The following is a 13,040-nucleotide window of genomic DNA, read 5'->3' as shown; positions in this document are numbered from 1 at the left end:
CCCTTCAGGGGATGAGGGCTTGACTTTATATGGCTTACTTAGTTCCGCTTTTTCCTTTAATAGGTTTTTTGCTTAACGGCGTTTTCAGGAACACGTTATCCAAAAGCCTTGTTGGTATTATTGGTTGTGGGGCCGTGCTTGCTTCATTTATAGTAAGTGTGATTTTATTTTTAGATGTAAGGGCAGGCGGCGCTCTTGCTGTTCAGCCGCTCTATCCGTTTATTCATGTTGCAGATTTTAAAATTGATTTTGCTTTCCAGGTTGATCAGCTATCATCTCTTTTCCTCTTAATCATTACCGGTGTTGGCTTTCTCATTCATGTATATTCCACATCGTATATGCATGATGAGACCAACGATCATTTTGCAAGGTATTTTGCTTATCTCAACCTGTTCGTGTTCTCTATGCTTTTATTGGTGCTGGGCGCCAATTATGTTATCATGTTTATTGGATGGGAAGGCGTTGGCCTTTGTTCTTATTTGCTGATAGGGTATTGGTTTAAGAATACAAATTACAATTATGCGGCGAAGAAAGCCTTTGTAATGAACCGCATTGGCGACCTTGGTTTTTTACTGGGTATTTTCTGGCTGCTATCAAAACTGGGAACGGCAAATTATACCGATGTTTTCGCGAATATTTCAAAGCTTACACCGGCCGATATTACAGGCATTACAGTTTTGCTGTTTGTTGGCGCAATGGGTAAAAGCGCACAGATACCTTTATACACCTGGCTGCCCGATGCCATGGCCGGCCCCACGCCGGTTTCAGCTTTAATACATGCGGCTACCATGGTTACTGCAGGTATCTATATGGTTGCCCGCAGCAACGCATTATATTCATTAAGCCCGGTAGCCGAAAACCTTGTGGCGATCATTGGTATTGCCACCGCTTTGTTTGCTGCAACAATAGCCATCAGACAAAATGATATTAAAAAAGTATTGGCTTATTCCACTGTAAGCCAGTTGGGTTATATGTTCCTGGGTCTTGGTGTTGGCGCTTATACTGGCTCTGTATTTCATGTAATGACGCATGCTTTCTTTAAAGCATTATTATTCCTTGGTGCCGGTTCTGTAATTCATGCCATACATAACCAGCAGGATATTCGTTATATGGGTGGCCTGAAGAAATATCTTCCCATAACACATATAACTTTTTTAATTGGATGCATTGCCATTGCAGGCATTCCGCCATTCAGCGGCTTCTTTTCAAAAGATGAAATTCTTGCAGCGGCCTATGCAAAGAACCCGGTTTATTGGGCGCTGGGTGTAATAGGAGCAGGAATGACGGCATTTTATATGTTCCGCTTATATGCTACCACTTTTCTTGGAGAGTTTCGCGGAACAGAAGAACAGAAGCATCATTTACACGAAAGCCCTGCGGCTATAACCATTCCATTGATCGTGCTTGCCATACTTGCTTTTGGCGGCGGCTTCTTTAATGTGCCTGCTATATTTGGCGGCGGCCAGCAACTCCACCATTATCTGTCGCCTGTATTAACAACAGAGCATGAACCTGAAATTAATCATGGTACAGAATTAATATTGATGGGTATCTCTGTTGGCGTAGCAGTATTAGCCGCTATCATCGCGCTAACAAAATATGCAAGGAAACCGGAGCTTGGCGAACCGGAAGGCTTAGGCAAAGTGCTTGCCAATAAATGGTATATTGATGAGCTATACGACGCCATTATTGTAAACCCCTTGCTTGCACTTGGCGGGTTCTTTAAAAATGTTATTGAAAAATCAGGTATTGATGGGTTTGTAAATGGTGTGGGCATTTTCATTCAGTATTCATCAAGAAGATTACGGCTGGTGCAGAATGGTAAAGTGGGCACGTATATTCTTTTAATGATCTTTTCTATTTTAATATTGTGGCTGGCGTTTTGGTATCAGACAACAATAACCGGCTTTTTTCAAAAAATATTTTAGGTTAACATGATCGCTTTATTACTCATACTTATCCCGGTTATTGGCGGCTTAATAAGTTTGTTTATTAAGAATGAAAATACGGCTAAAGCATTCTCTTTAATTGTTTCATTGATTGTGTTCGCCTTTGCATTAAGCGGCATTTGTGCAACGCAGGCTGATCTTTTGCATTACGATGCGTCCTGGATACCCGATCTCGGAAGCAGGATAACTTTGGGACTTGACGGGTTAAGCAAAATATTATCATTGCTTACGGCCATTTCAATGCCGGTTATTTTGATAGCTGTTTATAAAGACCATTATCCAAACGCCGGCAAATTTTTTGGCCTTATGCTTTTATGCCAGGCCGGTATGCTGGGTGTATTTCTTTCCATGGATGCCCTGCTCTTCTATTTCTTCTGGGAACTGGCTTTAATACCGGCTTATTTTATTTGTTCAATATGGGGCGGTGAAAAACGCATCCAGGTTACTTTCAAATTCTTTATTTATACATTCGTTGGCTCGCTGCTGATGCTGGTTTCCATTCTTTTTGTTTACTTCCATACACCAGATCATTCTTTTGCGTTGAAATCATTTTATCACGCTAATTTAACTGCCACACAAACGCAGTGGATGTTCTGGCTGTTCTTTATTGCCCTGGCCATCAAGATGCCGGTTTTCCCATTCCATACCTGGCAGCCCGATACGTATGAACAATCGCCCACGGCATTTACCATGGTGCTGAGCGGCGTAATGGTAAAAATGGGCTTGTTTGCCGTGATTCGGTGGTTGCTGCCGGTGTTTCCGCAGGCTTCATCATTCAACAGTTCAATTATTATTATCCTGTCTGTTACGGGCATATTATATGCATCGCTTATTGCCATAAAGCAGGATGATATGAAGCGCCTGATTGCTTATTCATCCATTGCTCATATTGGTTTAATGTGCGCTGCGTTATTTGCCAAACAGCAATCGGGCATGCAGGGCGCGGTGATACAAATGTTTAATCATGGTGTAAATATTATAGGATTATGGATAGTGGCTGATGTGATAGAGAAACAATTGGGCACAAGAAAATTCAGCGAGCTTGGCGGGCTTGCACAAAAAGCGCCCACGCTTGCTATATTGTTTGTAGTGATGTGTCTGGCAAATGTGGCATTGCCACTAACCAATGCATTTGCAGGCGAGTTTCTTATGTTCAACGGCTTGTTCAGGTACAATCCCGTAATGGCAGGCGTGGCAGGCATAAGCATCATACTGGCGGCTGTATATACGCTCAGCATGATCCGGAAAATTTTTTATGGCAATACAGTTGCGTTAACAGAACAGGCGCACGACAGCAGCTTTAATGTAAATGCAGCATTGGCGATATTGGCAGCTTTGGTGTTTGTCTTCGGGTTTTACCCGCAGCCGATCATTAATCTTACCAATACGGTTACGGTTTTTATAACTAAATAGAATTCTTAAAATTAAATTCCTCTTTAGAAGGATAGGGCATGAACGCAATTATATTTTCAGCAGGCTGGGGCATAATAATGATGTTTTGCAGTTTTCTTGTTAAGAATAAATCAGCTTACAGGCATATTGCAGCCATTGGTTTGCTTTTGTTGCTTGCAGTAAATGTTATGAATACTTATGGGATTAATATTTTTCATATTGATTCCGGAAAAATGCTTGTTTATACCCGTTTTGGCCTTGTATTTAATTCCATTGCCATAGCTTCTGCATTGATCTATGTATTGCTTACCGGAAAAGATATTGAACGTTTAGGCAAACATGGCGCTGAATATTTCACGCTGATATTTTTTGTGCTTTGCGGCGTTAGCTTGCTTTCCGCTTACAATAACCTGCTGATGTTGTTTCTTGGCATAGAAATTCTTACCATACCCCTGTATGTTCTTACAGGCAGTGATAAACACAATTTGAAAAGCAATGAAGCTGCCCTGAAATATTTTTTAATGGGCAGTTTTTCAACGGGCTTAATGCTGATGGGCATTGCACTGATGTATGGCGGCACCGGCACATTTTTGCTTGAATCACCCGAAGGCCGCCCGCAGCCAAACCTTTATCATGGCGTTTCCTTTCTTGAAATAATCGGCTTGCTGTTTCTTTTGGTCTCCTTATGTTTTAAAGTATCTGCAGCGCCTTTTCATTTCTGGACGCCCGATGTATATGATGGCGCTCCGGGCGTATTCACTTCGTTTATGGCAACCATTGTAAAAGTAGCGGGCTTTGTTGCTTTCTTAAAATTATGTTATGTGCGCATGGTGGCCACATCCAATGCCATAGACTGGAAACTGATATTCGCCATCATTATAGTGCTCACATTATTATTTGGCAATATAACCGCCGTATTCCAGCAAAGCGTTAAACGCATGCTGGCTTACTCAAGCATTGCACAAGCCGGGTTTATGCTGTTTGCATTGTTCAGCCTGAATGAATATGCCGGCAAAGGCTTATTGCTTTACGCTGCTGCATACTGTTTGGCAACCATTGGCATTTTCTCTGTTTTGGTGAAAATGAAAGATGTAACATTTGAAGGATATAACGGGCTCGGTAAAACACAGCCGGTGCTTGCTGCCGCCAATACCATTTTCCTGCTTTCCCTGGCTGGTATTCCCTTAACTGCAGGTTTTTTTGCAAAGTACTATATGCTGGCTTCAGTAATTAAAACAGGCGCTTATACATGGCTGGTTGTGCTGGGCGTATTATTTGCCGCTGTAAGCGTATATTATTATTTCCGTGTTATACAGGCCATGTATTTCAAAGACGGGGAGCCTCAAACCGAAAACATCACTGCAGGCTTTAAACTGGGCCTGATTGTTCTTGCTGCCATTATTATTATTATCGGAGCTTTTCCCCAGGTTATATTTAGCTGGTTATATTTCTGATGCAAGCGTCGCCATTTCCCCCTTTTGATCTTTCTAAAAAGTGAAAAATTTATTATTCAGGTTTTAAACCCTAAATCCGCAAAGACACTTATTCTGTATAGAAAGAAATTTGTTAACTTTTTCGCAGATATTAATCGCGTACCGGGATTGTAATATTTTGCGACTAATGTTAAACTTTAAATTAAAAATGTGTTTAGCACATGAGTATGGTTTAAAAATTGATAAAAAGGATAGTTAATTTTAGCAACGCAAGATGGGCAAGAAGCTTACCGGAAAAACGAAAATGCGGCAGCGAAAACTAACAAACCTTTTAAACATCAAACTTATTTATGCCTGTGTTCCGAAAAGTACTCTTAGTTGATGATGACGCAATGGTAATTACCATTTATGAACGCCTTATAACTGTTTCAGGTTTTGCATCCGAAGTTATTGCAAAAAATAATGGCGAACAGGCCAAAGAATTTTTATTGCAAAATAAGCCTTGTTTGCCGGATATCATTTTTGTTGATTTATGCATGTCAGTAATGGACGGCCCGGAATTTATAAGATGGTTTGAAGAGTGGCAGCAGAAGGATAATATCCAGATACCTGTGTATGTGCTTTCATCCAGTATGTCTGCTTATGATTACAACCTCATTTCCAAAAGCAGGATAAGCGGTTTTATAGTAAAACCGTTAACCGCCCGTTACCTAAAAGAAATAACCGCCAAACACCTTAATAAATCACAGCATTTTCTAAAGCTTTGCTGAGAAGCTGTTTACAATTTTGAACAGCCTGAAGTGATAGCCGGCCTTAAAAACAAAATTCATTACATTACCGTTTGGCAAACCGTTAAAACGCTTTCTATGTTACTTTAACCTTGCTCTGTTCTTAAAACAGTTAATGTTTTTAATGGTCTTATTTATTACTTTCAGTTAAAAATGAAATAACCATGGCAGGAACAGTAGCTGATCAGTTGGTTGAAGTTATAGAACAGGCTGGTATTAAGCGCATTTATGCTGTAACTGGCGATAGCCTTAATGAAGTGAATGATGCTGTTCGCAGAAATGGCAACGTTCAGTGGGTGCATGTACGGCACGAAGAAACCGGTGCATTTGCTGCCGCCGCGGAAGCTGAGCTCAATGGCATAGCCTGTTGTGCAGGCAGCAGCGGGCCGGGGCATATATTCATTTAATTAATGGTTTATACGAAGCGCAGCGAAGCAATGTGCCGGTGCTTGCCATTGCTTCTACCTGTGCAAGCGATGAATTTGGAATGGGTTTTTTCCAGGAAACCAATACCATAAAACTATTTGCAGATTGCAGTGGTTATAATGAAATAGCCACTACACCAAAACAGTTCCCGCGCATGTTACAGGCAGCGTTGCAACATGCTTATAGCAGGAGCGAAGTGGCAGTATTGGGCCTGCCCGGCGATCTTACAAAAAGCGATGCCGAGGAAAGCAGTACGGCCAAATTCCTTTTAAAACAACAAACGGTTTTCCGCCCTGCAGATAATGACATAGCCGCATTAGCCGGCAAACTGAATGCAGCTTCAAAAATTACCATTTATTGCGGATGGGGCGCCGGCGAAGCGCATGACGAAGTGGTTAAACTGGCAGGCTTATTAAAAGCGCCTGTGGCTTATTCTTTCAGAGGCAAAATGGCGATACAATATAATAATCCCTATGAAATAGGCATGACAGGCTTGTTAGGCCTGCCATCAGCATTTTATGCCATGCATCATTCTGAATTATTATTGTTGCTGGGAACGGATTTTCCCTATAAACAATTTATGCCGGATGGCCTGGAAATTATACAGGTTGATAAACGCGCCGAGCGCCTTGGCCGCAAAGCAAAAGTTTCCATAGGCCTGGCTGGTAATATAAATGATACCCTGCAGGCTTTGCTGCCGCTTATTCAGCAAAAAAAGATGATAGCTTTTTGCAAAAGCAGCTTGAGAAATATGAAGATGTAAAAAAATCTTTACAAACCTATGTGAACGACAGGGGCGGAGAACATACCATTTCCCCGGAGTTTGTGGCGGCAACAATAAATGACCTCGCAAATGATGATGCTGTTTTTACAGTTGATACCGGCATGTGCTGTGTTTGGGGCGCAAGGTACCTGCACGCCACCGGCAAACGTATATTACTTGGTTCATTCAGCCATGGCTCAATGGCGAATGCTTTGCCGCAGGCTATAGGCGCTGCACTGGCAAGGCCGCATCAGCAGGTTATTGCGCTTTGCGGCGATGGTGGTTTATCAATGATGCTCGGCGACCTCGCAACGGTTGTTCAATATAAACTGCCGATAAAAATTATCGTATTCAACAATCGTTCATCAGGCATGGTAAGGCTGGAGATGCAGGTTGATGGTTTGCCCAACTGGCAAACAGATATGTACAATCCTGATTTTGCAAAGGTTGCCGAAGCCATGGGCATGAAAAACTTTACTATAGAATCCCCTGATGATGTAGAAACTGTGCTGAATACAGCATTGGGATTAAATGAGCCTGTGCTGGTGAATATTTTTACCAATCCGGATTCACTGGCCATGCCGCCAAAGATTGAATTTTCCCAGTTGAAAGGCATGGCAACATCTATGGGCAAAATGATGCTGAATGGAGATTTTAAAGAAGTGATGGATATTATTAAAAGCAATTATAAACACATAAAGGACGTGCTTTAGCATAAGTTTTGGATGCCACGGTTGGCCCGCAAGGGGGTTTGGCCGGTTTACTGCAAAAAAATTCTTTATGCAAACTTATCCGCATTAAAGCTTACAGGCGTTACAGCCTCTTCAATTATTTTACGGTGCGGCTCATACCATTCCGGCAATTTTAATGCTTCGCCTAAATGAGCTTTGTCTTCATCTATAGCAAAGCCCGGCTCAGCAGTTGCTACTTCAAACAAAACCCCGCCCGGCTCCCTGAAATAAATGGAAGTAAAATATTGCCTGTCGAGAATGGGAGAGGGGTTTAACATGCGTTGTGAAATTTTTTCACGCACCGTTTCCTGCGACTGTTTATTGGCTGTTGCAAATGCAATATGATGAACCGTACCATTGCCGCCCAGCCCGCGCAAGCTATCCGGCGCACAAATTATATCAACATAATTGCCGGGCGAATCCCGGGCGGCAAAGCGAAAACGGTTGCTTTGTTCGTCTATGAGCTTGTGGTCTAACTGTTCGGTAAGTAAAGCTGCCGTTCTTTCGTAGCCCTCTTCCCATATCTCTACATTATAAAAACCCTTTATCGAATGTTCAGCCGGGATATGCCCGTAAGTAAAACCTTTACGCACATCTGTATCATTAAACACCAGTTCAAGCCCCAGCCCGTCTTCATCTTCAAAATAAATAAAGGCTTCTTTATTAAACCGCTGTTGTGGCTGTTTAAAATGAACGTTGAATTTTTTTAGCCGCTCCTGCCAATAATTAAATGAAGATAGATGCACAGAAAAAGTTGTGGTATTCAGCATGCCCTTGCCATGACGGCCTTTGGCAATATCGCCATAAGGAAAAAAAGTAAGTATGCTGCCGGGAAGCCCTGTCTCATCGCCATAATAAAAATGATATATTTCGGGCGCATCAAAGTTTACGGTTTTCTTTACAAGCCGCAGCCCTAAAATGCCTGCATAAAAATCAATATTTTTTTGCGGGTTGCCGGCAAGCGCCGTTACGTGGTGTATCCCGGTTATTAAGCCTTCCATACAAGTAGTTTTATTGGTAAGTGTTTTTCAATATGTGCACAATAATTTTATCTATCGGCAGCGATACCGATTCTTCTGTAAGGTCATTCCATTCAATCCATCTCAATACTTCGCTCTGGCCCTGCGGGTCGGCAATCTGATGCAGCTCAAAATCAAAAACCTTTGTTTTCACCTGCAGGTTGTTCAGGCCTTCCGCCCGCACAAAATAATAAATTGAAATTATCTGGTCATTGGCATTAAATGCCGAAGGCTGAAAATAATCGGTTGTATAAATGTGATCGCCCACCGTTACGTCAAGCCCGGTTTCTTCCTTAAACTCCCGTTTCAAGCAGTCCCTTGTGCCTTCGCCCACTTCAAGCCCGCCGCCGGGAAACTTGGTAAAATAATCACCGCGTATAAATTCATCGCTCACTAAAATTCTTTTATCATCATCCAGTAAAATGCCATAAACGCGAACCGTGTATCTGCTTATTGCCATGTGTTAAAAATACAGAGATATACAAATACCAGGCAAATTTGGGCACTACCATTCTGTGACGGTTTAATATGGCCGTTCCCGTTTCTGCTAAAACCTGCGCCGCAGGCAGGCTAAAAATAATCCTGCAAATAAAATTCTTCGGAATTACAGTATAAAGAAGAATAGATATTAAGGCCGTTACTGGTAGTAACCAGTTTTCTTTTCATGTGAACAAGCGGGCTTCCTTCTTTCACTTTCAGGTATTTCGCCCGGATCTTATCAGCGCCTACCGCCCATATTTTTTGTTCACCACCTTTAATATCTATCTGGTATTTATTATGAAGTGTATTGAAAAGCGAAGCATTTTCAAGATTAACGCGCACAAAATTTTTTATGCCTGAATTAGCAAGAAAGGTTTCTTCATATACAATAGGAATGTGATCTACAGAACGCACCCTGATAAAAGATACACAGCCAGCTTTCTTTTCCTGCTCACTGAGCTCATAAAAAAAGGCACCGGGCCATTTCCCGGTAATTGGTTTCTTAATAATTATTGTTGACAGGCTTTTGTTTCCTATGGCTGCCGTAATGCCTCCGATTGACAAAATGCCAAGGCCTTTCTTGGGTTCCTGCACAATGCTTCCTTTACCATGCTGGCTTGCTATATATCCCCGTACTTTTAATTCTTTTAAAGCCTGCCGAACCGTAAGACGGGTGATATTGTAGGATGCGCACAGGTCATTTTCCGAAGGAAGCATGTCTCCCGCTTTATATTTCCCGGCATCAATGTCTTTTTTAATATCCAGGTATAACTGACGGTAAATTGGCAATTTTCTTTTCATGGTAATTGCAACAAACTTGCAGTACAAAAGAAAGAAATTTATTGAAACAAGGAAAAAATAAGAAAAGACAAACTTGTATATACAAGTTTGAAAAAAACATTTATCTTTGCCCGGCTAACGAAGCAGGAACGGGCTTGCCGGTATCCGACCGGAAAAAATCATTTAATATTTTAAGAATGAGGAATGTAAATATTGGCATAATAGGCGGTGGGCTGATGGGAAAAGAAGCGGCCAGCGCCTTTGCAAGATGGTTTGTTTTGAACGATTCGCCTGTTTATCCCCAGTTAAAAGCGGTCTGCGATTTGAACGAATCGGTTTTGTCCTGGTATGACAAGGTAGCCACCGTAACACTGAAAACCACAGACTATACGGTTTTACTGGCAGATAAAAATATTGATGTGGTCTATGCAGCAGTACCGCATCATTTACATAAAGAAGTATATACGGCGGTATTGCAATCGGGTAAAGACCTGCTGGCGGAAAAACCTTTTGGCATAAACCTGGATGCCGCAATGGCAATACAGGCAGAGGCTGGCCGCCTGGGCCGGTTTGTGCGATGCAGTTCTGAAATGCCCTTTCTGCCCGGTGCGCAGCGCGTAATACAGGAAGTGCGGTCTGGCAGGCTGGGAAAAATTATAGAAATAAAAGCCGGCTTCCTGCATTCAAGCGATATGGATCCTATGAAGCCTATTAACTGGAAACGCCAGGCAAAGTATTGCGGTGAGATCGGAGTGATGGCCGATCTGGGCATGCATGTGCTGCATGTACCATTAAGGCTTGGCTGGAAGCCGGCTGCTGTGTATGCACATCTGCAAAAGATTATTCACGAGCGGCCTGATGGAAAAGGCAACAGCGTGCCCTGCGATACCTGGAATAATGCTACGCTTCAGTGCAGGGTGACTATTGGCGGCGAAGCGGTTCCCATGCTGCTGGAAATGAAGCGCCTGGCGCCGGGGGAAACCAATACCTGGTATATTGAAGTGTTAGGTACTGAAGGCGGGGCAAGATACAGCACAAAAGACACAAAAGCTTTCTGGGCCTTTAACCGGCAAAAAGAGCAAACCTGGCAACGGGCAGACCTTGGTTTCCAGACAGCATTCCCGGTTATTACGAGCGGTATTTTTGAAGCAGGGTTCACCGATTGTTTTATGCAGATGCTGGCTGCTTATATAGCGGAACGGGAGGGAGCGCTTCAGGATCGTTTTGGATGTGTTACGCCCGCCGAAGCAGTAGATAGTCACAAGGTGTTTGCTGCAGCCCTTCAATCGCATCTTACACAATCGGTAGTTGAAGTGTTGTAAACAGGCGTTAAGCTATAATGTTACTATATGAAAAGATCTGAAATGAACAGGGCAATAGCCTCCGCTAAAAACTTTTTCGATCAATGCGGCTGGGTCTTGCCGCCTGCGCCTGAATGGGACATTACCGACTTTGGGCTTGGGGATTTTAAGACCTGCGGATTGGTATTGGTAAATCTGGCAGAGGAAGCAGAATATTGCGAAAAGATCATGTATGCAACCAGGCAGCAACGTACACCTGCACACTGCCATAAAAAGAAAAAAGAGGATATTATTTGCCGTGCAGGCAAACTGGCAATCATTCTCTGGCGGGAAGATCCGGCCGTGCAGGGCAAAGATGATCTGATTGAGGTTAAGATTAATGGACAGTTTCAAAAGCTACAATCGGGCGCTGAAATTGAACTTGCTCCCGGCGAGCGCATTACCATCCCTTCTCACCTGTGGCATGAATTTTTTCCTGTTTCGGATGAATGTATGATCGGCGAAGTCTCCACGGCAAACGATGATGTAAATGATAATTTCTTTTCCAATCCTGACATTGGAAGGTTTAGTAATGTGATAGAAGATTAAACTATCAATAACTTTTCCTGATTACTATAATGCTTGCTTATTTAGAAAAATTTTTAACGGTTTAAACCTGCCATTAAATGAATACAACACAGGAAGCGATCCTGCCTGATAAGGAAGCCGTAAATGTTGCGGGGAAAATACAATTTTCCGGCAACTATCGCGTGCCATTGTCTGCTCTTATCACGCTCTTTTTTATGTGGGGTTTTATTACCTGCATGAACGATATACTGATACCTCATTTAAAAATATTATTTCAGCTCAATTACCTGCAATCCATGTTGGTGCAGTTTTGTTTTTTCGGGGCTTATTTTACCGGCTCGCTGATATACTTCCTGGTGTCTTATTACAGGGGAGATGCAATTAATAAGATCGGGTATAAAAAAGGAATTGTTGCCGGATTATTTATTTCAGTTGCAGGCTGCCTGTTATTTTATCCCGCAACCATATTTTCTGCTTACTGGATTTTTCTCGCTGCCTTATTTATTTTGGGGCTTGGCTTTACGCTGCTGCAGATTACGGCGAATGTATATGTTGCTTTATTGGGCGCGCCGGAAGGTGCATCAAGCCGGCTTAACCTGGCACAGGCATTCAATTCTTTAGGAACAACTATGGCGCCCATCATTGGCGGCGTGCTTATTTTTGGCAGCACACATGAATCCGTTACTGCTGGATCAAGCAAACTGCCTTACCTGGTTTTTGCCGTTGTTTTTGTAGCGGCAGCGATACTGATCTGCATCATCAGGCTGCCGGTTTTTAAATCGGAAACAGCAGAAAAAAAAGGGCTTGGCGCCTGGAGCTTTCCTCAGCTGCGGCTGGGTGTATTTGGTATCTTTTGCTACGTAGGTGCAGAAGTGGCCATTGGCAGCCTTATGATCAGCCTGCTGAAGCAGGCAAACATCATGAACCTGCCGGAGCCGGCAGGCAAAAACTACCTGGCCATATATTGGGGAGGGGCAATGATCGGTCGGTTTTTGGGAGCTATCTCGTTAAACCGGCAGCTTTCAGGCGCAAAGAAAATAATGTATATGGCGCTTACAGCAGTTGCCGTTTTTGGGATTATTTTCCGTATGATTAGCCTTCCTTTTACCTCCGTTGCTTCTTTTATTATTTTTCTTATCATCAATCTCCTGGCCTTTATCGCCGGCCGTTCCGCACCGGCCCGTACCTTATTATTATTTGCGTTGATCAATATAGCGCTGGTGGCAATTTGTATGTACAGCGATGGTAAGCTGGCTATGTGGGCGATTTTAAGTGTGGGACTGTTTAACTCCATTATGTGGTCCAATATTTTTACCTTATCCATATCCGGGTTAGGTAAACATACTAACCAGGGCTCCTCGCTGCTTATTATGGCCATCCTGGGCGGCGCTTTAATTCCGTTGCTGCAGGG

13 protein-coding genes are annotated in these 13,040 nt (G+C 42.8%); 10 read left to right on the top strand and 3 right to left on the bottom strand.

What is annotated here, in order from left to right; translation table 11 throughout:
* Window positions 1-29 precede the first annotated feature (29 nt).
* The 7 genes from nuoL to QM629_RS14065 all read left to right on the top strand — a co-directional run bounded on the left by nuoL (window position 30) and on the right by QM629_RS14065 (window position 7,464).
* Window positions 30-1,928, top strand: coding sequence for an NADH-quinone oxidoreductase subunit L (gene nuoL, locus QM629_RS14095; RefSeq protein WP_415160526.1), 1,899 nt, complete (start codon window positions 30-32; stop codon window positions 1,926-1,928).
* Between the two features lie 6 nt (window positions 1,929-1,934).
* Complete coding sequence (locus QM629_RS14090) at window positions 1,935-3,362, top strand: complex I subunit 4 family protein (RefSeq protein WP_415160525.1); 1,428 nt, start codon at window positions 1,935-1,937, stop codon at window positions 3,360-3,362.
* Window positions 3,363-3,400: 38 nt separating this feature from the next.
* Window positions 3,401-4,795 (top strand): NADH-quinone oxidoreductase subunit N, encoded by a 1,395-nt coding sequence (locus QM629_RS14085; protein ID WP_415160524.1) that lies wholly within the window; start codon window positions 3,401-3,403, stop codon window positions 4,793-4,795.
* A 335-nt stretch (window positions 4,796-5,130) separates the two neighbouring features.
* Window positions 5,131-5,544, top strand: a complete 414-nt coding sequence (locus QM629_RS14080; protein ID WP_415160523.1) for a response regulator — start codon at window positions 5,131-5,133, stop codon at window positions 5,542-5,544.
* A 182-nt stretch (window positions 5,545-5,726) separates the two neighbouring features.
* Window positions 5,727-5,969: a thiamine pyrophosphate-binding protein gene (locus QM629_RS14075; RefSeq protein WP_415160522.1), complete on the top strand. Its 243-nt coding sequence runs from the start codon at window positions 5,727-5,729 to the stop codon at window positions 5,967-5,969.
* Window positions 5,930-6,751, top strand: coding sequence for a hypothetical protein (locus QM629_RS14070; protein WP_415160521.1), 822 nt, complete (start codon window positions 5,930-5,932; stop codon window positions 6,749-6,751). The genes QM629_RS14075 and QM629_RS14070 overlap by 40 nt, the downstream gene beginning before the upstream one ends.
* Window positions 6,718-7,464, top strand: coding sequence for a thiamine pyrophosphate-dependent enzyme (locus QM629_RS14065; protein ID WP_415160520.1), 747 nt, complete (start codon window positions 6,718-6,720; stop codon window positions 7,462-7,464). Before QM629_RS14070 ends, QM629_RS14065 begins: the two co-directional genes overlap by 34 nt.
* 65 nt (window positions 7,465-7,529) lie before the next feature.
* Here the strand turns inward: QM629_RS14065 and QM629_RS14060 are convergent, their stop codons facing one another.
* From QM629_RS14060 to QM629_RS14050, 3 genes are all read right to left on the bottom strand, one after another.
* On the bottom strand, window positions 7,530-8,483 hold the full coding sequence (locus QM629_RS14060) for a ring-cleaving dioxygenase (protein ID WP_415160519.1): 954 nt from the start codon (window positions 8,481-8,483) through the stop codon (window positions 7,530-7,532).
* A gap of 10 nt (window positions 8,484-8,493) precedes the next feature.
* On the bottom strand, window positions 8,494-8,961 hold the full coding sequence (locus QM629_RS14055) for an NUDIX hydrolase (RefSeq protein WP_415160518.1): 468 nt from the start codon (window positions 8,959-8,961) through the stop codon (window positions 8,494-8,496).
* Window positions 8,962-9,071: 110 nt separating this feature from the next.
* Window positions 9,072-9,782, bottom strand: coding sequence for a GntR family transcriptional regulator (locus QM629_RS14050; RefSeq protein WP_415160517.1), 711 nt, complete (start codon window positions 9,780-9,782; stop codon window positions 9,072-9,074).
* Between the two features lie 176 nt (window positions 9,783-9,958).
* Between QM629_RS14050 and QM629_RS14045 the strand changes: the two genes are divergently transcribed.
* The 3 genes from QM629_RS14045 to QM629_RS14035 all read left to right on the top strand — a co-directional run.
* Window positions 9,959-11,083, top strand: coding sequence for a Gfo/Idh/MocA family protein (locus tag QM629_RS14045; protein WP_415160516.1), 1,125 nt, complete (start codon window positions 9,959-9,961; stop codon window positions 11,081-11,083).
* Window positions 11,084-11,110: 27 nt separating this feature from the next.
* Window positions 11,111-11,650 carry a D-lyxose/D-mannose family sugar isomerase gene (locus QM629_RS14040; protein ID WP_415160515.1) on the top strand — a complete coding sequence of 180 codons (540 nt, stop codon included), beginning with the start codon at window positions 11,111-11,113 and terminating at the stop codon, window positions 11,648-11,650.
* A gap of 77 nt (window positions 11,651-11,727) precedes the next feature.
* Window positions 11,728-13,040: sugar MFS transporter (locus QM629_RS14035; protein WP_415160514.1), on the top strand; the 1,313-nt coding region annotated here is incomplete at its 3' end.

It is taken from the genome of Parafilimonas sp., assembly GCF_047606085.1.
Classification (GTDB): Bacteria; Bacteroidota; Bacteroidia; order Chitinophagales; family Chitinophagaceae; genus Parafilimonas.
Note: the sequence above shows the minus strand (reverse complement) of the source record. Positions and strands in the feature narration are given on the sequence as shown.

Coding starts and splice junctions, on each gene's coding strand:
- nuoL (WP_415160526.1), top strand. CDS start 30: ATGGCTTACTTAGTTCCGCTTTTTCCTTTAATAGGTTTTTTGCTTAAC.
- QM629_RS14090 (WP_415160525.1), top strand. CDS start 1,935: ATGATCGCTTTATTACTCATACTTATCCCGGTTATTGGCGGCTTAATA.
- QM629_RS14085 (WP_415160524.1), top strand. CDS start 3,401: ATGAACGCAATTATATTTTCAGCAGGCTGGGGCATAATAATGATGTTT.
- QM629_RS14075 (WP_415160522.1), top strand. CDS start 5,727: ATGGCAGGAACAGTAGCTGATCAGTTGGTTGAAGTTATAGAACAGGCT.
- QM629_RS14060 (WP_415160519.1), bottom strand. CDS start 8,483: ATGGAAGGCTTAATAACCGGGATACACCACGTAACGGCGCTTGCCGGC.
- QM629_RS14055 (WP_415160518.1), bottom strand. CDS start 8,961: ATGGCAATAAGCAGATACACGGTTCGCGTTTATGGCATTTTACTGGAT.
- QM629_RS14050 (WP_415160517.1), bottom strand. CDS start 9,782: ATGAAAAGAAAATTGCCAATTTACCGTCAGTTATACCTGGATATTAAA.
- QM629_RS14045 (WP_415160516.1), top strand. CDS start 9,959: ATGAGGAATGTAAATATTGGCATAATAGGCGGTGGGCTGATGGGAAAA.
- QM629_RS14040 (WP_415160515.1), top strand. CDS start 11,111: ATGAAAAGATCTGAAATGAACAGGGCAATAGCCTCCGCTAAAAACTTT.